This is a genomic window from Corynebacterium sp. 20-84, from assembly GCF_053479455.1.
The window spans coordinates 137,016-155,497 of record NZ_JBRBCB010000006.1 but is presented as its reverse complement, the minus strand read 5'-3'; the positions used below and the strand labels follow the sequence as shown (position 1 = coordinate 155,497).

The following is an 18,482-nucleotide window of genomic DNA, read 5'->3' as shown; positions in this document are numbered from 1 at the left end:
AACATCTACAGGAGGTACGCGATATGTCGAAGACATCTACAGCGCAGAAGGGACGCGCAGCGTTCAATCTGCGCCATCTCCGCCGCGACAACTGCGGCGGAGACACGCGAGGAGACCGCAAGCGACTCCTCAAGGAGGCGATGCGAGAATTAGATCCGCAGGATCTCGCGCATCAGGCCGCGATGAATAGCAATATCGTCGTGGCCGATGCGCATTTGAACGTTCCGTTCGTCAACGACGGCAACGGCACGTTCCGACGCGCTGCGTCCGTCGAGGAGGTCTTGGCGTACCAAGACGCCCGGATGGACGGCGTGCGCGTACAGAAGAACAGTTTCGAGACGTCTCTGTTCGTCGTGCATCTGCCGAAGTCGATGTGTGTAGAGGTCCCCGACTTCTACACCAGCACTGTGGACGGCCGTGAGGTGAAGCGCGCACGGCTTGTCGCACGGGACTACGACGAAGCGAAGGAGTACCTCGAAGAGTCGATGCGCTGGCTCGCCGAGAACTTCATCCCCGGCGGCATCGATGCCGTAGCCGGTGGGGATATGAACTTCGACGAATCAACGCCACACATCCAGTTCCAGGCTGATACGTTCTCGCCGAAGCCGGATGATCCCGACAAGCTCCGCTGCCGGCCCGGCATCGCGTACAACACTGATGAGTCGGTGCGGTACATATCTGGCCCGAAGAAGGGCAAACAAATCTCCGGGAACCAGAAGTTCATCGACGCGCAGCGTGGACTTCGAGAGCACATGTACGCGTTGGGTTACCCGGTAGAGCTAGATGTGTCTGAACGTCACAATGAGTCGCTGAATCTTGACCGTTACGTCGAACAGCAGGACCGGGAGCGCGACCTTGCGAACCGTGAGGACGAGGTGGAACGGAAGCACAGCTCCGTACAGCGAGATGTCGATGCTGCAGCGAAAGACCGCAAGCAAGCTGCAGAAGAACTCGAACGGGCGCAGCAGGCCCGTGAAGAAGCCCAGCGTGTGCAGGAAAATGCTGAACAGCAGGCTCGCGAGGTTGCCGAGCGCGTACTCAAAGAAGCACGCGAGAAGGCCGAGCAGGACGCCGAAAAGATTCGTGGTGATGCACAGAAGGATGCTGAACAGGAGTTGGGTCTTGCCGAGGCACAGGCGGAAGAGTTGCTGGACCGTGCCAAGGAGGTTGAGAGCGCCGCCGAAGCCAAGCTCAAGCGTGTAGAGCAGGAAGCTGAACAGCTCCGCAGCGAAGCACGCGAAAAGGCCGAGCAAGAAGCCGAGCAGATCCGCAGTGACGCACGCAAAGAAGCTGAGCAGACGCTGGGTCTCGCTGAAGCTCAGGCAGATGAGCTGCTTGACCTTGCCGAAGAATTCGGCAGTGAAGAACATGATGAGGCCACACGTGACGCTGCAGTAACGCGCGAGGAAGCAGAGCAGGAAGCGAAGATCATCATCGAGGAAGCAACGCAGTCGTTGCAGGAGATTTCGCATGTTGATCAGGACTTTTTGCGGGTCGAGATTGACAGCAACCCAGAGATGAAGCAACGGTACCGCGAGATCGTCATCGACCGTACTCAGGAGGAAAGTGCTGCAGTACTGCGTCGCGCGCTGGAACGCATCGCTAAGCGCCGCCAGCAGGAGCAACAGCGCGACCACGACGGTGACAAGGAGTCCCCCGACGGTGGCAAGGAGTCTCCCGACGGTGACAAGGAGTCCCCCGACGGCGGCAAGCCGTAGATGGGGGTCTCCCCTGCCCTGTATGGCCCTGTAGCGGCCTAACAGGATGTCGCCAGGGTCAGTGTCCAGCGACAGCGCTAAAACCGCTCTAATTCAGCGAAAATCGAAGAATTAGAGCGGTGTTTTTTGTGTGGTGGCAATCCTGTAGTGCAGTGAAATGGCGCGCGTAGTGGCGCGTCTGTTGTGCTGCTGGTTGTGGAGGAAAGGTGCGTGGCTACAGCGCTGTTAAGTGGGTAGTAAATGAGCGCGTAGAAAGTGCAGCGAAAGTGCCTACAGAATGCGCTGCAGAGTTACAGCGTCATTTAAGTACGCAATAGAAGCGCTAATGAAATGACGTGTAATTTAACTGCGCAATAGAAGTGCTAATGAAATGACACGTCATTAAACGTGTCATTTAAGTGGTCAACGTAATGACACACCACTTAACTGCGCAATAAACGCGCCAATTAAGTTACGCGCCACTACAGAGTGTAGTGAAGTGGTTGATCTAGCGGTGTGTAGGTGCGCCAGCGTAGTACGTAGCGAATTGGTTCGTAGACCATGCAGTAAAACAGCGCGCAAAAAGAGCAGTGTGTTGCGCTGTGAAATGTCGGCGCGCTTGGAGCTGTACCGCCGCCATTCCCCCACAACGTCCGTACTGCGGCTTTGACCTAGCCACCGCCCTTTAGAAGCCTTCAAGTACTTCGTAGAGGGCGGTGGCTAGGGTTAGTCGCCGTCGCTAGCTGTGCTTGGCTGTTAATGTCATGTCGACCAACCGCAGGAAGCGTATAACGTAGTCTTTGACAAAGCCTGCGGTGCCTTCATTGAGATGGCCGGAGTCTTCGAAGAGGGTGGGGGATTGGCCAAGGAATACCTCGGGCTGACCAGGAAGCGGCATATCGAAGTAGGACAGGGCGAGCCGGAGGTTCTTCTGTGAACTGTAGCCGCCCATGCGGCCTACAGAGTGGCTGATGATACCTGCGGGAAGGTTCTTCCACGCCACATCTGAGTTGGGCTTAGAGCCGATGTCCACTGCGTTTTTGAGGCAGGCAGGGATAGTGCGGTTGTTCTCTGGCGTAATGAAGAGGATCCCGCTCGAGTTCTTGATGGTCTCGCGAAAGGTGGTGTACTCAGCCGGAGTGGGCTTGTCCGTAACGGCGGGGTCATCGTAGTCGAAGTCATAGAGCGGCAAGTCACGGATTTCCACGATGTTTGCCTCGTAGCCTTCAGGGATCATCGTGAGCACCTCGTGTGCAATCTTGCGTGCAAATGACTCTCGGCGCAGGCTGCCGACGATAACGCTGATACGTGGGGTGGTCATGGTAAACCTTCTTTCTTAGTTGGGTGTAGGGAGACGTGGTCAAGGGAGAAAAGGCTTGCAGCCAAAGGCCGGTGGTGGGCCGGCAGCGTGGGCGGCGGTGAGGAAGCCATCTACTTTGTCTCCTTCTTCATGGCGGAAGTACAGTTCGATGAGTCCTAGAAGCCCCCCGAGGACGGCCTCTCGTGCGGCGGATGTATTCAACAGCCGCATGGCTGCGGGTTGGTTTCCTTCGCGGATGGCTTCAAAAAGCGCGATGGTCTCAAGCCAGCTTCCTTGGTCCGGTCGCGGAAAAGGTTTAGAAATCCCAGTCATCATCACTCGTTTCTTCAGCAGTACCAATGACATAGGAGGAACCAGATCCGGAGAAGAAGTCATGGTTCTCATCTGCTCCGGGGGCTAGGGCCGCGAGGATTTCTGGGTTCACTTCCGTTTCTTCGGGCGGGAAATAATCCGGGTAGCCCAAATTCATGAGTGCCTTATTGGCGTTATAGCGAACGAACACGGCTACATCATCCATGAGTCCCAAAGGCTCATATAGCTCGCCGGAATAGGCCAGCTCTAGTGCATAAAGCTCTTCGAGCAAAGAAATGGTGAAATCATGCATCTCCTTCTGCCGTAACGGGGTCGTGGATTCCAGACCGCGCTGATATTTGTAACCCGAGTAGTAGCCGTGCACTGCCTTGTCACGCAGAATGAGGCGAATCATGTCTGCCGTATTTGTCAGGGTGGCGTGGACAGAAAAGTGCAAGGGAAGATAGAAACCCGCGTAGAGAAGCAGCGAGGAAAGCAGCGTCGATGACACCTTGCGTTTGAGTGGATCCGGCCCAAAATAGTGCGCGAGAACTTTCTTGGCGCGTGCCTGGAGAAGGTCGTTATTCACCGCCCAGCGGTATGCTTCATCAATTTCTTTCGTACTGCTCAGGGTAGAAAACACTGAAGAGTATGAACGGGCATGGACTGACTGCATGAAGGCGATGTTGGTATACACGGCCTCCTCGTGTTCGGTGCGGGCATCTTGAATCTGACAGATTTCACCCACGGTGGCCTGGACAGTATCCAGGGTGGTGAGTCCCGTGAACACCCGCATGGTGAGGTTGCGTTCCTCGGATGTCATCTTCTGCCACGCCGGGAGATCATTAGAAAGCGGGACCTTCTCTGGCAACCAAAAGTTGGCGGTGAGACGGTTCCACACTTCAAGATCCTTTTCATCGCTCACCCGGTTCCAATTGATGGCGCGGATGCGGGCTGAAGGATCATGCCGGTAGCTCGGCGGAGTAACTGAAATGCTGGTTAGTTCAGCACTATTCGATGTTGAAGACATAGCTTCTTTCTTTCTGAGTGAATGGTTGTGGACAAGGGGGAGGACCGTGCTCCTACAAAGCACAGGAGACGCAGCCTTCGACCTCGGTTCCTTGGAGCGCGGATTGGCGTAAACGGATGTAGTAGAGGGTCTTGATTCCGGCTTTCCAGGCATAGATTTGTGCCTTGTTGATGTCCCGCGTGGTGGTATCAGCGGTAAAGAACAAGGTCAGGGAAAGCCCTTGGTCCACGTGTTGGGTGGCCATGGCGTAGGTGTCGATGATTTTTTCGTATCCCACGGCGTAGGAGTCATCGAAATACTCCAGATTGTCGTTGGTCATTTCCGGCGCGGGGTAGTACACGCGCCCCAAGCGGCCCTCCTTGCGTATTTCAATTTTGGAGGCAATTGGGTGGATGGACGCGGTGGAGTCATTGATGTAGGAAATTGATCCAGTGGGTGGAACTGCCTGCAAGTAGGCGTTGTAGATGCCGTCTTGCATCACTTGATTCTTGAGCCGTAGCCAATCCTCGCGTTGAGGGATCTGCACGCCTGCTTCATGGAAGAGCTGTTTTACGTGTTCAGTGGCTGGCGCCCAGTCTTGGTCGATGTATTTGTCAAAGTAGGCGCCAGTGGCATAGGTGGATTCTTCGAAGCCTGTGAATCGTTGACCTTTTTCAACCGCGAGTGCATGGGATGCGCGGAGCGCATGGTAGGTCACCGTGAGGAAATAGATATTTGTAAAGTCCAGTGCCTCGGCGCAGCCATAAGGAATACGCTTGGAAGCCAGGAAGCCGTGGAGATTCATTTGGCCCAGACCAATGGCATGCATGGAAGCATTTCCGTGAGCGATGGAGGGAACAGCTTCGATATTTGTTAGGTCTGAGACCTTCGTGAGAGCGCGCACCGCGGTTTCAACAGTTTCCCCAAAGTCCGGTGATTCAAAAGCTTTAGCGATGTTGAGCGACCCTAGATTGCAGGAAATATCCTGGCCAACGGTGGTGTAGTCACCCGAAGCTCCGTAGGTCGATGGCGTGTTGACCTGGAGGATTTCGCTACACAGGTTGGACATATTGATATGTCCTTTGAGGGGATTAGCGCGGTTGACCGTATCTTCAAAGAGGATGTAGGGGTATCCGGATTCAAACTGAAGCTCAGCCAGCGTGGTGAAAAACTCGCGGGCCTTAATGGTCGTGTGAGAGATTCGCGGATTGGCAACCAGCTCGTCGTAGTACTCGGTGATGGACATGTCAGACATGGCTACGCCGTACTCGCGAGCGATGTCATACGGGCTAAAAAGATGCATATCCTTGTTCTCTTTGGCCAGCCGGAAGGTTATATCTGGAATAACAACCCCCAGCGAAAGAGTCTTGATGCGGACTTTCTCATCGGCATTTTCCCGCTTAGTATCCAGGAAGCGAAGAATATCTGGATGGTGCGCATGCAGGTAGACGGCTCCAGCGCCCTGCCGGGCGCCCAATTGGTTGGCATAGCTGAAGCTATCTTCGAGAATCTTCATGACTGGGACTACGCCGGAAGCCTGGTTCTCAATCTTTTTGATCGGGGCTCCGGATTCGCGCAGATTGCTCAGCAACAGGGCCACTCCACCACCGCGCTTTGATAGTTGCAGTGCAGAGTTCACGCTGCGGCCAATGCTCTCCAAATTGTCTTCGATTCGCAGGAGGAAGCAGGAGACCATTTCGCCGCGCTGGGCTTTGCCTGCGTTGAGAAAAGTAGGGGTGGCGGGCTGGAAGCGTCCGGTCATGATGTCATCCACCAGCTTTTCTGCGAGCTCTTCGTCGCCCTGTGCAAGGTATAAAGCTGTGGTGGCGACGCGTTCTTCGTAGCCTTCTAGGAATCGGGAGCCATCAAAGGTTTTCAGTGCATATGAAGTGAAGAACTTAAATGCGCCGAGGAAGGTGCGGAACTGGTGCTTAGCTCGATGAGCTCTGTCATACATGGCGCACAGAAAGGCGTCATCATAAAGCTCAAGGAAATCCCGCTCGTAGTACTCATTATCAACCAACCATTCCAAGCGTTGCTTGGTGGAATCGAACTGATGCATGCGGGGAGCGACATGGTGCGTGACATAGTCTTGTGCTGCCTGAATGTCCTTGTCAAACTGGATTTTTCCAGAAGCGTCGAACAAGTTCAGCTGCGCGTTGAGTGCGTGGTAGCTCTTGCGCTTGCCGACACCGCCGGCATTGTCTGCTGAAGCGGTGCGGGGCGTAGCGCCAATAGTCTGTGTGGGGGTGGCATCAAGAGGCCACATTGTGTTTTCCAATCTGTGTGATGCGGATGTGTTCTTCATCTTGTGGGGGATTAATGGGGTGTCATCGTTAGCTGCTTTTGCTGCTCCCAAAACTTGTGAAGGCCCTGTTTTACGGCGGCAATGTCTCTCTGGGTGCCGAGAAGCTCGAAGTGATACAGCTCCGGTACGTGGCACTTGGCGGAAATGATGCGTCCGGCGACGCAGTAAGCACTTCCGAAGTTGGTATTCCCTGAGGTAATAACGCCCCGGATAAAGGAGCGGTTGATTGGGTCATTGAGGAAGTCGATGACCTGTTTGGGGACTGCGCGTTTGAGCGAGCCGCCGCCGTAGGTGGGAACGATGAGTACGTACGGGTGTGATACCTGGATCATCCCGGTTTTCTTGGGCCGCAGTGGAATGCGCACCGCGGGTCTATCTAAGCGTTCGACGAATCTTTTTGTGTTTTCAGAAACGCTAGAAAAGTACACCAAATCTGGTGAGTCTGACATGACAATCCTGCTCATCCTGGCCTTAGCCATAAGTGGGATAGGTGATGATCGAAAAGATTAACTACGCACTACCGTAGTTATAAACTACGCCGCACCGTAGTTACAAACTACGCCGCACCGTAGTTTTTAAAAGGGCAGGTAGGGACAGGATTAATGAGAAAGGGAAAGACTACAGGCTGTGGTGTGCTACAAACACTGCGTCCGTAGCTGGGCGCCCAAGTACTACCCACTGAGTACTGTCGGCTACCTGTACTTCGAGCGATTCTGAAAAGGGCGTTCCTTCGCGCGTGGTAAGAACAGCCCCAGTGACGATGCCTTGCTCTTTGAGGAAGGCCAGCAGTTGTGGGTCGGAATCAGAAATGCGTTCCACGGTCACCTGCGGTTGTGCGCCGCTGTCGGTGAGACGGTGCGCACTGGGGATAGTGATCTGTCCATCAACCGTAGGGATAGGGTCGCCGTGTGGATCCCTAGTGGGGTAATTGAGGAACTTATCCACGCGCTCTATGAGCATGTCAGACACCGCGTGTTCAAGATTTTCGGCTTCATCATGGACCTCGTCCCACGTATAATCCAATGCTTGAACCAAAAAAGACTCAAGCAATCGGTGGCGGCGCACCATGACCAATGCGTACTGCCTGCCAAGTTCGGTTAACTCCACAGAGCCATAGGGCGTGTGTGACACGAGCCCTTGCTTCGACATTTTGCGCACTGCATCGGAGACCGAGGAGAGCTTGAGTCCCAGCTGTTTCGCTATAAGTGTGGCGGTAACGGGCTCGGATGACCATTCCTTTAGCCCCCAGATAGCTTTCAAATAGTTCTGGGTACTGGTGGACAGCTCAGAAACAGACATGAGTAAATGTTAACCCAGCTTCCGTATGCGCCTTAGGCGCTGTGCCCCAACGCTCATAGCGAACAGAGGCCAAGTTTGAGAGGAATGCCGGTAAGGTGGGGCCAGTTAAAGCATTCTTCACTTGAAGGAGAACCACTAATGTCTGAGAAGATTTCAATGAACTTGAAGTGCGCCAGCGTAGTGCGTAATGGAATGGCTAGTACACAGTGCAGTAAAACAGCGCATGTAATGGCTCATGTAATGCACTGTGTAGAGACAGAGCGTCTGGAGCAGGAGTATCAGCGCTCCCGTACTGGACGGCGACGGCGTTATGCGTGGTCTGTGCTGAAAAAATAACCCCGCAGGTTTCCCTGCGGGGTGTTGTTGCAACTAGAACGGCACTTCTTCAGAGTCATTAGCAGCAGCGTTATCTGCGCTGTTCTCGCGTCGTGCTGCTCGTGCCTCAGACTCCTTCTTGGAGTCGATCAGCTGCACAGTGTCGATGCGCGCTACCAGCGGATAGTGCTTGTTGCCGTCCTTATCGGTGTAGTTGTCAGTCTTCAGCGAGTAGCTCACTGCAACGCGATCACCAGCGCCGATGCATCCGAAGACGCCGAGGTTCTTGGCGTCAGCCACGTAGCCAGTGAGTTCGACAATCTCTGATTCCACCTTGCCTGTGGACTTGTTCTTGAACGTATTACGTGCGTAGACGTTGAGCTTCACCGTCGCACCGCCGTTTGCGTGCTCAAAGATCTTCGGCTCGCGTGCTGCGTTGCCAACGATGGTGCCATTGTTAAACGGGTTGGACATTGTGATTTCTCCTTATATGAGTGAGTGTGTGATTGTCTTTCAATTGTGTGTTTGAGCAGCGGCTTTGCTGCTGCTGTAAGTACTGTTACAGCCCTGGCGCTACAACACCGCCCAGGGCAGATGTGCCCCTGCCGCTTCCAGGTCGCGTAGCTCTTGCGTCGCACCCGGATCGGCGTCCTCGCCGTCCATGCCGTCGCTCATCAGGTAGAGCAGCTCTAAGTCTTTGTGGGTGTAGTGGTACATAGCGTGCCTCCGTGTCGTGAATTGATTCTCAATCCGCTTTTTGGAGACAGCTCTGCTGTCGGGGTGCTTCTCCCCTGCTAGTAGAAGATGAATGTCTTCCCTGTTCACGGCGCTGCCAGAAGAAAGAAACCCCGCTACAGCGTTAACTGCAACGGGGTATGGAAATCAAGCGTCAAACAGGATATGCCGCGCCTTCACGGCCCCTTCGTACACGCTCGTGATGAGCTTGCGCCCTAAGCCAAGATTGATCGCCCGAGCCACCAGTGAGGGAAAGTTCTCGGTATCACTTAGCTGGGTCGCTCGGTGCGCAGCCACGCCAGCTAGACCCGTCTGGCCAGTGGCCTGTGCCAGTACAGCGACAGTCGCTGTCACCTGCGATCGCATCCGCGTCCAGTCTCGTGGCACGGCACGCATGAGACGCTCTGCGAATGCCAGGCCTTGCTGCGGCTCTTCGAGCAGAGCTGCGATGAGCGGATCTCGCAGCATAGGGGTGGTAAAACACTGCAGTCCGGCGCGGATGGCACGAGTGTTAGCAGGGTCAGCGATACCCACTGTTGCCTGCTCGCACTCACGCTGCAGTTCATGTCGGAGGAAAGGCGGTTCTTTCTCAAAAGCCTCAACGTCGGCGATAATGCCTTCATACTCGACATCGCCGATATCGTGAGCCGCGCTGTCCAGATGCTCTTCCAGCTCACCGCGGGACAGCGCTGGTAGCTGGCCGGTGTCAAGGATCATCTGCTGCAGTGCAGCCGAGCTTGCCACTTCGCTGACCACGCCGCTGCGTGCTTCTGACAGGCCTTGCTGCTGGTACACAGACCACCACCCAGTCCCGGAGGTGATCTCTGGCAATTGGATGATGGCAAGCACTGTCGGCAGTGGTGAGTCCTCACTGAGCAGGAACTTCGCCAGCTCATCTGCAGCGGTTGGATCTGCGTTGACCACGTAGGCGATAACAGCGTCTGTACCGAGCTGCTCTGACCAGGCCGTGAACTGATCCTTGTTATTGATCAACGTTTCCACAGCGTCGTCGAGATCAAGCCGGGCGAGCGGGCTGAGGGCGAGATGTGGTGAGTCCTCGTCGTGCTTAAAGAACGCGAGGACCAGGGAGTCTTGCGGATAGAAACCAAGGATGCCGGGGATGTTGGCGAGGATGTCGCCGTGGGAAGTGAGGGTTTGAGAATAAGCGGACATGTGGAGCACTCCTTGCCAAATACGGGATGTGTAAGGTCAGTCCCGTATTTGGTCCCGGCTCTGCCGGGCTATGTCCCCGCATCCTCGCTGTACAGCACCTCCACGTGCTCAGCGCGTCGCTAGTGCTTACTTGGTGCTCGGCTTGCAGGACAGTGGCACTAGCGACGCGGTCTCGTGAATGGAGTGTGGCCCCTCTTCTTAAGCGTTGCCCTTAGCACGGTTGTGAGACTTGCAGAGCAGCTCGCAGTTGCCCTCTTCAGTCGAACCGCCCTTGGACCATGCAGTGACGTGATCGGCGTCCATTTCTTTAAGCGCCCAGATCTTTGCTTTCTTCTCGTCATGACCAATAGCGCAGCCCCCCCGACGCACAGGCAGATTTCCCCCGAACTGCCGGCTCCCGTGGCGTTCCTTCGTTGCTGCCGTCCTAGCAACCACTAAGCAATGCCCCGAAAAACATGCGCCGTTTTGTTGGCGTGTCACCATCGTGCCTGGTGCAGGATTTTGGGCCTAGTGCACCATCTAGTGCACCAAATGGCGATTTTGACTGGAAATAAAGAAAGCCCCTACCAGCGTTTCCACTGGTAGAGGCCGGAAGTTGGTAGCGGGGGCAGGATTCGAACCTACGACCTCTGGGTTATGAGCCCAGCGAGCTACCGAGCTGCTCCACCCCGCGTCGGGCGACTTCTCGCCTGCTGCCGCGATCGGCAACGGCGTTAACTATACGCACGACGCCATAAAAGGCCAAATCCCCTGGCCAGACAAATTCCGGCCAGGGGATTGTTCACCCTTTGTTCACCGTGGGACTACTGGATGTTCTGGTAGTTCTCCACGGCGCGGTCGAGCTTGTCCAGGGCACGGCCGTACTCCTCAAAGGAGCCGTCACGGGCATCCTCGATGCCGCGGAGGGCATCGTCGATGTCCTTGAGGGCGCTGTCCTTGTCGCCGCCGGACGGGGCGTCGTCAGGCTTGTTCTCGTCGGCGGGCTGCTCCTCGCCGTCTTGCGGCTCGGCCTCGGTATCGGGAACGCCTTCGCCGGCGATGCTGATGTCCTGGGCTTCCTTAGCGTCGATGCCGACCTGGCTTAAGGCCTGCGAGACGGTCGGGGCGTAACCCACGCGGTCCTTGTAGAAGACGAGCACGCGCAGCAGCTTCGGGAAGGCGGAGGCCTGGTCCTTGCGCTGTGAGTAAATCGGCTCGACGTAGAGGATCTCACCGTCGCCGACCGGGAGAGTCAGCAGGTTGCCGTTCTTCAGGTCATTCGAGCCTTCCCACAGAGTGCGGTCGCGGGCGACTTGGTCGGACGACATCAGGGAGTCCTGAGCCTGCTTCGGACCCCGGGTCTGCGTGTTGGTCGGCAGGACGCGGACGGTGATGTGGCCGAAGTTCTCCGGGTCGGAGGACACAGCCATGTGGGCGGCGAGGAACTCACGGTTCAGGCCGCGGTACGGGGTGATGAGCTGGAAGGACGGATTCTTCGTCTTCGGGTCAGCTGCCACGACGTAGTACGGCGGCTGGTTCAGCTCGTTGCGGCCTTCCGGCGCGGTCGGGTCGTTCGGGACGGACCAGAAGGCGTCGTTGTTGAAGAATACGCCCGGGTCGGACACGTGGTAGCGGGCCAGCAGCTCACGCTGAACCTTGAACAGGTCCTCCGGGTAACGGAGGTGCTCGCGGAGATCCTCGGAGATCTCCGACGACGGGTGGACAGTGTCCGGGAAGACGCCCATCCACGCCTTGAGAACGGGGTCCTCCTCGTCGAAGGCGTAGAGGTCCACGCTTCCGTCGTAGGCGTCGACGGTGGCCTTGACGGAGTTGCGGATGTAGCCGACCTCGTTGTTGACCAGACGCTGGTCAGTACCTTCCGGGTTCAGTGCGTCCACCGTGGTGGACTGCAAGGAGGTGCGGGTGGAATACGGCAGCGCCGACAGCGTGGTGTAGCCGTCGACAACCCACTTGATGCGGCCGTCGATAACTGCGGGGTAGGTCTGCTGGTCGGTGGTGAGCCACGGCGCGACGCGCTCCACGCGCTCACGCGGGTCGCGGTCGTAGAGGATGCGGGAATCGTCGCCGACACGGTCGGACAGGATCAGGTTGAGCTCCTGGTACTTGATCGCGTAGGCGGCGCGGTCGATCCAGTTGCCGATGCTGACACCGCCCTCGCCGTCATAGGTGAACTGGGTGCCGTCGGTGTCGTACTCGAGCGGGCCCTGGCCCACGTCGCCGACAACGGCGTAGTCGAGGCCGTCCTCGGCGGAAGAGATGACCGGTCCGTAGTACACGCGCGGCTGGTCCACACGGATGCCCAAGTCCTCAGCGTCCTTCTTCTCCGCGGCGTTCTCATTGGCCTGCAGGTCGGAGACGGTGAAGACAGGGAGGCCGCCGCGAGTGGAGCCGGCGTCCTGGGCTGCTTCGTCGACAATGCTTGCCTGCGCGGCGACGAAGCCGTTGCCGTGGGTATACACGGTGTGGCGGTTCAGCCAGTCCTTCTGGTTTTCCTGCAGAGCGTTCGGATCGAGCTCGCGGGCAGCGACGACATAGTCGCGCAGTTCGCCGTCGACCGTGTAGCGGTCCATGGCCAGGCTGTCCGGGAAGCCGTAGAAGTTTTTGAGCTGCTGGTTCTGAGTGAAGGTCGGACCGAGGATGTCCGGGTCGAGAAGACGGAGGTTAGAGATCGTGGCGGAGTCGTTGCCGACCTCGCTGTCGTCGGTCTTCTCCGCACCCCAGTTGTTCTCGTAGGTGACTTTGTCGTCGGTAAGCCCGTACGCCTCACGGGTGGCCTCGATATTGCGGGCGATGTACTCGGACTCGCGTTCCTGGCGGTTCGGGTTGACGGAGAACTGCTGAAGCAGAGCCGGCCACGCCTGGCCGATGACCAGGGAGGACAGGACCATCAGCACGGTCGCCATGACGGGGACGCGCAGATCCCTGAACACCACAGAAGCGAAGAATGCGGCAGCGACCAAGATCGCAATGACCATGAGGATGATGCGTGCCGGAAGCTGCGCATTGATGTCGGTGTAGGAGGCACCGGTGAAGATATCGTTGCGGTCGAACAGCAGGCTGTAGCGCTGCAGCCAGTAGTCGAGCGCTTTGACCAGCATCCACAGACCAGCCGTGACGGCGAGCTGGATCAGCGCCGGACGGGAAATGTGGCCCTTGGTGCCTGCGGCCTGACTGGCGATGCGGATGCCGCCGAGCAGGTAGTGACCGACCAGGCCGACCAAAAACGCGACGACCAGCAGCATCGACAGCACGCTCACGATCGTGGTCAGCGCCGGCAAAGCGAAAGCGTAGAAGCCGAGGTCGCGACCGAACTGGGCGTCCGTGGAGCCGAATTGGCCACCATTGAGCCACAGCATGAAGGTGCGCCACGTGCTCTGCCCGAGGAGACCGGACACCAGACCAACGGCGAGCGGCACCCAGCGCAGCAGCGGGCGGAGGCCGGACTGGATGGCGGCACGGTTGACCGTCATCGGCGAATTCGGGTCGCCCAAAAAATCGTCATCACGTTCGCGTCCGCGCCATGCGAAAAAGGCTGCGGCCCACGTGATCGCGGCACCGACCAAGCCGAAGATCACAAACAGCGCGACGCGCGCCAGGATGGTTTTCGTGAACACCCCGCGGTAGTCCAACTCACCGAACCAGCGGAAGTCGGTGTACACACCGACCAGCATCGGAACGAGGAAGAGCACCAGGGCGATGAGCCCGAGGATGATCGCGAATCTATTCGAGGACTTCCCCGGCTTTGGGCGGGGGCGGTTGAGGCGCGTGGCCAAAATCCAGCTCCTTATCAGGCTTGTGGCATTCTATTAAGCTCTAACACTAAATTGTTCAACGCCTAAAAGACCAGAAGGGTTCCCTCTTGCCCCAGTTACAACGCCCCCAGCAGGCTCTGAACAAGGCCATGATGGAAGCTGTTGAATTCGTCCACGCCGAAGGGTGGGATGCCTCCCCTACCCTCTTCGCGCTGGTGCCCACGGAATTGGTGGCGGATCAGCTCGCCTCGTTGGAGGAGGAGACAGCATCGCCGCTGACGTTGATCGTGCAGGAGGACATGCCGGAACACATTCAGCCCGGTTCGGATGAATTGGGCGATTACCTCACCCGTTTGGTGTGGCCGGAGGAGATCGAGGGGCTCGTGCTCGCCCAGGAGATCATGTTCAAAGACACCGCTGACGCTTCAGCAGATTCCGCGCGCCCGGCGCGGTTGTTCTCCGGTGTGCTGCGCGAGGAAGGCATCGAGCAGACCTTGCTGCAGTTGCGCCCGACAGAGGAGGAATTGGAGGAAGCAGGCCCCTTCGCGCAAGATGAGATTCAGTTGCGCGGCGGCCCGGGCGTCGCACCCGCCGTTCTGGGCGCGCTGCGCTACAGCTTGGACAACGAGGAAATAGACTAGAGCACGTCCGATCAAAGGAGTCCCCTGCCGTGCTGTCCCCCACGCTCACCCGCCGCACGTTCGCCCGCCGCGCGTGCATCCCCGCCGCGCTCGTGCTCGCTCTCGGGCTGTCCGCTTGCTCGTCGAATGAGGAAGAACCCGCCGAGCCGACCACGGAATCGTCAGAGGCGCCCGAGACGACAGAATCCACGAGCAGCGAAGAGGAATCGGAAACAACGACAACCTCGACGACATCGCCCGCGGCAGAAACCAGCAGCAAGGGCCGTTGGATGAACGGCGGCGGCAGCGCGGACAAGCTCGAGGAAGTCCGCGAGACGTTCGCGTCGCTCGCGCCAGAATCGCTTTTCGACGCCTTGGAGACCTGCACCGAGACCAGCCTTCGCAGCTCGTATGACTGCAGCGGCAAAGAGATCGGCCAGTTCCAGTTCTTCGAATCCCAAGCCATGGCGAAGGACACCGCGAATGTCTTGGAGGGGCTGAAGAGCTCCACCATCGTCGAGGAGACCGAAAACCAGCTCGTTGGCTGGAGCATGATCGGCCGCACAGCCGTCATCACCGTCGTCAATGTTGAAGAAGGCAAGGTCCTCCAGCAGATGATGTCGTCCGAGATGGAGGATCCGCGCGACCGGATCTACGAGCTCGGCCTCGCAGAAAAGGGCGCGGACGAGTCCGAAACTGCCTCCTCCTCCGAAGCCAAAGAAATCGCCTCTACCTCGAAAAATGCTTAGTTAACTCCCCAATCGTGAGCGCTCCGGCCCTACTCAGCCTCGCAGGTCTGTACTTCTTGGCCGGTAGAGAAGTCGTGCATGGCGCTGATGGCGTCGTCAAGCGTGCTTACTTTGGCGACGACCATGTCGCCGCTGTCGACCTTGCGTGCTTCGGCGCAATTCTTTTCGGGCGCGAGGAAGAGCTCGGCGCCGCCATCGCGCGCGCCCTCGATCTTGTGCGTGATGCCGCCGATGGGGCCGACGGTGCCGTCCTCCCGGATGGTGCCGGTGCCTGCGACATTGCGGCCGCCGTTGAGCTCGCCGGGCGAGAGTTTGTCGATGACGGCGAGCGAGAAGATCATGCCGGCGGACGGGCCGCCGACGTCGTTGAGGTTGTAGGTGACGTTGATGTCGCCGGCGGGCTCGGACGTCATCGTGACACCGAGCAACGGCTGGTCCTTGTCCTCCGGGTTCGTGCCGAGGGTGATCGTGGTGTCTTGCTTATCGCCGTCGCCGCGGACGAAAGTGACGGTCACGTCATCGCCCGGCTTCTTCGCGCGGACCTTGTCCTGGATCTGCTGCGGTTCGGTGACCTCCTCACCGTCGATCGCGGTGATGGTGTCGTCGGGTTTGAGCGCGTCCGCTGCGGCGGTGTCAGGCAGCACGTCGTGGACGATGACCTTCGTCGGCTCACCCAGGTGCTTCATTGCGGCGACGGTCGCGGCGGCCTCGGATGCGACGAAGGAAGCCTCGTTGTGCTTGCGCATTTCCTCGTCGGTCATGTCTTTGGGGAGGATCTGGCCGATGGGCACGAGCGTGTCGTTGGAGAACAGCCAACGGCCGATCGCCTGCCCCATCGTCATGTTGGTGCGCACGGACACTGTGGTCATGTCCAGCGAGCCGGAGGTCTCGTCGACCTCGCCGCCTTCGATCTCAATGACCGGGGTGCCCTCCACTTCAGCCAGGGTATTGAACGTCGGGCCGGCGCTTTCCGCAGCGTACGGCACTGTCAGCTTGATCGGCGTGCCCGGGATTCCGCCGAGCATGAGCATCAGCGCCATCACCGCGAGCGGGATGCCGCCCCAGATGGCGGCGCGGCGGGTCGAACGCTGGGCATCGGTCTGGTCTGCTGCGGGATTTTCCACGGATGTAAAGCCTACATTGTGCCCTCGTGTTCGCTGACAGCGTTCCTCCCATCGTGGACCGGCCCTGATACTCGCCGGTAGGCTTGCCACCATGGTTAACGGATTCGGGTTCTCTTTCCCCAACGACGACGATCGCGACCGCGACCGCGATGACGACCGCGACGGCGGTCGCGGCGACGGCGACGGTCGCAATGACCGCGGCGGCGACCCGTTCGGCCAGTTCGGCTTCGCCTTCGGCAGCGGGGGCACCGCGAATTTCAGCGGCAACCTCGGTGACATCCTCGGCCAGTTCGGCGAGATGCTCTCCGGCATGAGCCAGCAGGGTCAACCGGGCCAGCAGGGTCAGAAGGCTGAGAAGCCGAAGCGCGATCCGGTGAATTACGACGTGGCGCTGCGCACCGCGCGCCGGTCCATCAAGGAACCGAAGGGCATGACGGCCAACGACCGCACTGCGGTGACGGAATCGACCCGCTTGGCCAATTTGTGGCTCGACGATGCCTCTTCCCTGCCCGATTCCGGTGCGCGGGCAGAGGCGTGGAGCGCAGACGAGTGGCTGACAAGCACCCTGCCGACCTGGAAGCGCTTGGTCAGCCCTGTCGCGGAGCACATGGACCGCGCGCAGCTGGATGCGATGCCGGAGCAGGCCCGCGAGATTTTCGGGCCGATCACGCAGATGCTCGGTCACTTCAACTCCATGAATTTCGGTGCCAAGCTGGGCCAGGCGCTCGGCGATCTGGCTAACCAGGCCCTGACGGGCAACGACTTTGGTCTGCCTGTCGCGCCGAGCGGCGTGATTGGCATCGTGCCGAAGAATATCGAGCCGATTTCCGACCAGTTGTCGGTGCCGGGCCAGGAAGTTCTCGTGTACGTCTCCGCGCGCGAGGCCGCTCGCCAGCGCCTGTTCACGCACGTGCCGTGGCTGGTGGAACGCATCGTGTCCTCCGTCGAGGAGTACTCGATGGGCTTGGAGTTGGACACCTCCCACATAGAAGAGCAGCTCCGCAACCTGGACCTCGAGTCGGGCGACCCGGCCAAGCTGCAGGAGGCTATGCAGGGGATGCAGGACATGGACATGTCCCCGCGCGTCACCTCGCGCAATGCCGCAGCTGCGTCCCGCTTGGAAACGCTGCTCGCGCTCGTCGAGGGCTGGGTCGAGGTCGTGGTGGAGGACGCGCTCAAAGAACGCATTCCGTCCACGACAGCTCTCACCGAGTCGTGGGCACGCCGCCGCGCAACGGGCGGTTCGGCTGAGCATGCATTCAACAACATTGTCGGCATCGAGCTCGGCGCGCCGAAGACCAACGAGGCCGCCGAGCTGTGGCGCCGGGCCACCACCGCCGTCGGTGTGGACCGCCGCGACAAGGTCTGGGACCACCCGGACTTCCTGCCCACGGCGGAGCACTTGGATAATCCGGCGGCCTTCATCGACACGCTCCTCGACGATGCGCCGGACGCCGATTTCGACGAGGAGATCGCCAAGCTCGAGGAGATGCTCGCCAATGAGCAGGGTCCGAGCGAGGATGAGCGCGGCAACGAGCAGGACGACGACTAGCGCGTACCGAACCGCTGGTAGGCCTCAAGGTAGCCCTTTGCACGCTCAGCGCGAGGGGCGCGGTCAGCCCATTGCCAAAACTCCGGCCCGTGGCCCGGAATGAAGGTGTGCACCAGCTCATGCACGACGACAGCGTCGACAACATAATCCGGCACATCGCGTAGACGGTCGCTGATCCGGATATCGCCCGTGGACACGGTGCACGATCCCCACTGGGTGTTGTGGTTGCTCGCCCACCGCACGGTACCGATGCGCGCTTTGCCGTCGAGCACCTGCGCATTCAGCTTCTTGGCACGCGCGAGAAGTTCGTCGTCGGACACGGCATTCGAGGTAGTGCGCCGTTTCAGCTTCGCCAGAATCTCCTCGACGGCCTCGCGCTCCTCCTTCGCGCTGAAACGCGCGGGAATCCGCACTTCGATGCGCTCCCCCACGTGCCGTGCCTGCACGGTACGTTTCCTGCGCGCCGACCGGATCACATCCACGCCTTCGGGCGGCCACGCATCACTGCCCGATGTCGACTGAAGTAGACGTTTCATT

Annotated in this window: 17 protein-coding genes and 1 tRNA gene; 4 read left to right on the top strand and 14 right to left on the bottom strand. The window is 58.8% G+C overall.

Annotation, left to right across the window (positions count from 1 at the left end):
- Window positions 1-23: 23 nt before the first annotated feature.
- Window positions 24-1,718: a hypothetical protein gene (locus tag ACUY2Y_RS06365; RefSeq protein WP_071569264.1), complete on the top strand. Its 1,695-nt coding sequence runs from the start codon at window positions 24-26 to the stop codon at window positions 1,716-1,718.
- A gap of 718 nt (window positions 1,719-2,436) precedes the next feature.
- On the opposite strand, the gene ACUY2Y_RS06360 is transcribed toward ACUY2Y_RS06365, so the two are convergent.
- The 12 genes from ACUY2Y_RS06360 to ACUY2Y_RS06305 form a co-directional block, all read right to left on the bottom strand.
- Entirely contained in the window at window positions 2,437-3,018 is a 582-nt protein-coding gene (locus ACUY2Y_RS06360; RefSeq protein ID WP_448325277.1) for an NADPH-dependent FMN reductase, read from the bottom strand.
- 39 nt (window positions 3,019-3,057) lie between these two features.
- Window positions 3,058-3,333 (bottom strand): hypothetical protein, encoded by a 276-nt coding sequence (locus tag ACUY2Y_RS06355; RefSeq protein ID WP_070564615.1) that lies wholly within the window; start codon window positions 3,331-3,333, stop codon window positions 3,058-3,060.
- The gene (gene nrdF / locus ACUY2Y_RS06350; protein ID WP_448325276.1) at window positions 3,314-4,339 is read right to left on the bottom strand and encodes a class 1b ribonucleoside-diphosphate reductase subunit beta; all 1,026 of its coding nucleotides are present in this window, start codon (window positions 4,337-4,339) and stop codon (window positions 3,314-3,316) included. Before nrdF ends, ACUY2Y_RS06355 begins: the two co-directional genes overlap by 20 nt.
- Window positions 4,340-4,391: 52 nt before the next feature.
- The gene (gene nrdE, locus ACUY2Y_RS06345; RefSeq protein WP_448325299.1) at window positions 4,392-6,587 is read right to left on the bottom strand and encodes a class 1b ribonucleoside-diphosphate reductase subunit alpha; all 2,196 of its coding nucleotides are present in this window, start codon (window positions 6,585-6,587) and stop codon (window positions 4,392-4,394) included.
- Between the two features lie 50 nt (window positions 6,588-6,637).
- Entirely contained in the window at window positions 6,638-7,075 is a 438-nt protein-coding gene (gene nrdI / locus ACUY2Y_RS06340; RefSeq protein WP_302010770.1) for a class Ib ribonucleoside-diphosphate reductase assembly flavoprotein NrdI, read from the bottom strand.
- A 169-nt stretch (window positions 7,076-7,244) separates the two neighbouring features.
- Window positions 7,245-7,925: a metal-dependent transcriptional regulator gene (locus ACUY2Y_RS06335; RefSeq protein ID WP_102239616.1), complete on the bottom strand. Its 681-nt coding sequence runs from the start codon at window positions 7,923-7,925 to the stop codon at window positions 7,245-7,247.
- A 369-nt stretch (window positions 7,926-8,294) separates the two neighbouring features.
- Entirely contained in the window at window positions 8,295-8,714 is a 420-nt protein-coding gene (locus ACUY2Y_RS06330; RefSeq protein ID WP_070362918.1) for a single-stranded DNA-binding protein, read from the bottom strand.
- A 99-nt stretch (window positions 8,715-8,813) separates the two neighbouring features.
- A complete protein-coding gene (locus ACUY2Y_RS06325) occupies window positions 8,814-8,957 on the bottom strand; it encodes a hypothetical protein (protein ID WP_448325275.1) in 144 nt (47 codons plus the stop codon).
- A gap of 165 nt (window positions 8,958-9,122) precedes the next feature.
- Window positions 9,123-10,148, bottom strand: coding sequence for a DUF4192 domain-containing protein (locus ACUY2Y_RS06320; protein WP_448325274.1), 1,026 nt, complete (start codon window positions 10,146-10,148; stop codon window positions 9,123-9,125).
- Between the two features lie 198 nt (window positions 10,149-10,346).
- Window positions 10,347-10,451, bottom strand: coding sequence for an HNH endonuclease (locus ACUY2Y_RS06315; RefSeq protein WP_448325273.1), 105 nt, complete (start codon window positions 10,449-10,451; stop codon window positions 10,347-10,349).
- A gap of 293 nt (window positions 10,452-10,744) precedes the next feature.
- A tRNA-Met gene (locus ACUY2Y_RS06310) sits at window positions 10,745-10,821 on the bottom strand.
- 130 nt (window positions 10,822-10,951) lie between these two features.
- Window positions 10,952-13,921 carry a UPF0182 family protein gene (locus ACUY2Y_RS06305; protein ID WP_448325272.1) on the bottom strand — a complete coding sequence of 990 codons (2,970 nt, stop codon included), beginning with the start codon at window positions 13,919-13,921 and terminating at the stop codon, window positions 10,952-10,954.
- Window positions 13,922-14,007: 86 nt separating this feature from the next.
- On the opposite strand from ACUY2Y_RS06305, the gene ACUY2Y_RS06300 reads away from it, so the two are divergent.
- Both ACUY2Y_RS06300 and ACUY2Y_RS06295 read left to right on the top strand, forming a co-directional pair.
- A complete protein-coding gene (locus ACUY2Y_RS06300) occupies window positions 14,008-14,541 on the top strand; it encodes a PPA1309 family protein (RefSeq protein WP_296148077.1) in 534 nt (177 codons plus the stop codon).
- Window positions 14,542-14,570: 29 nt separating this feature from the next.
- Complete coding sequence (locus ACUY2Y_RS06295; RefSeq protein WP_448325271.1) at window positions 14,571-15,269, top strand: hypothetical protein; 699 nt, start codon at window positions 14,571-14,573, stop codon at window positions 15,267-15,269.
- A gap of 29 nt (window positions 15,270-15,298) precedes the next feature.
- Here the strand turns inward: ACUY2Y_RS06295 and ACUY2Y_RS06290 are convergent, their stop codons facing one another.
- Window positions 15,299-16,393 carry a YlbL family protein gene (locus ACUY2Y_RS06290; RefSeq protein WP_448325270.1) on the bottom strand — a complete coding sequence of 365 codons (1,095 nt, stop codon included), beginning with the start codon at window positions 16,391-16,393 and terminating at the stop codon, window positions 15,299-15,301.
- A gap of 91 nt (window positions 16,394-16,484) precedes the next feature.
- On the opposite strand from ACUY2Y_RS06290, the gene ACUY2Y_RS06285 reads away from it, so the two are divergent.
- Window positions 16,485-17,945 carry a zinc-dependent metalloprotease gene (locus ACUY2Y_RS06285; protein WP_448325269.1) on the top strand — a complete coding sequence of 487 codons (1,461 nt, stop codon included), beginning with the start codon at window positions 16,485-16,487 and terminating at the stop codon, window positions 17,943-17,945.
- Here the strand turns inward: ACUY2Y_RS06285 and ACUY2Y_RS06280 are convergent.
- Window positions 17,942-18,481, bottom strand: a complete 540-nt coding sequence (locus ACUY2Y_RS06280; RefSeq protein WP_448325268.1) for a M48 metallopeptidase family protein — start codon at window positions 18,479-18,481, stop codon at window positions 17,942-17,944. The genes ACUY2Y_RS06285 and ACUY2Y_RS06280 overlap by 4 nt on opposite strands.
- Window position 18,482 lies beyond the last annotated feature (1 nt).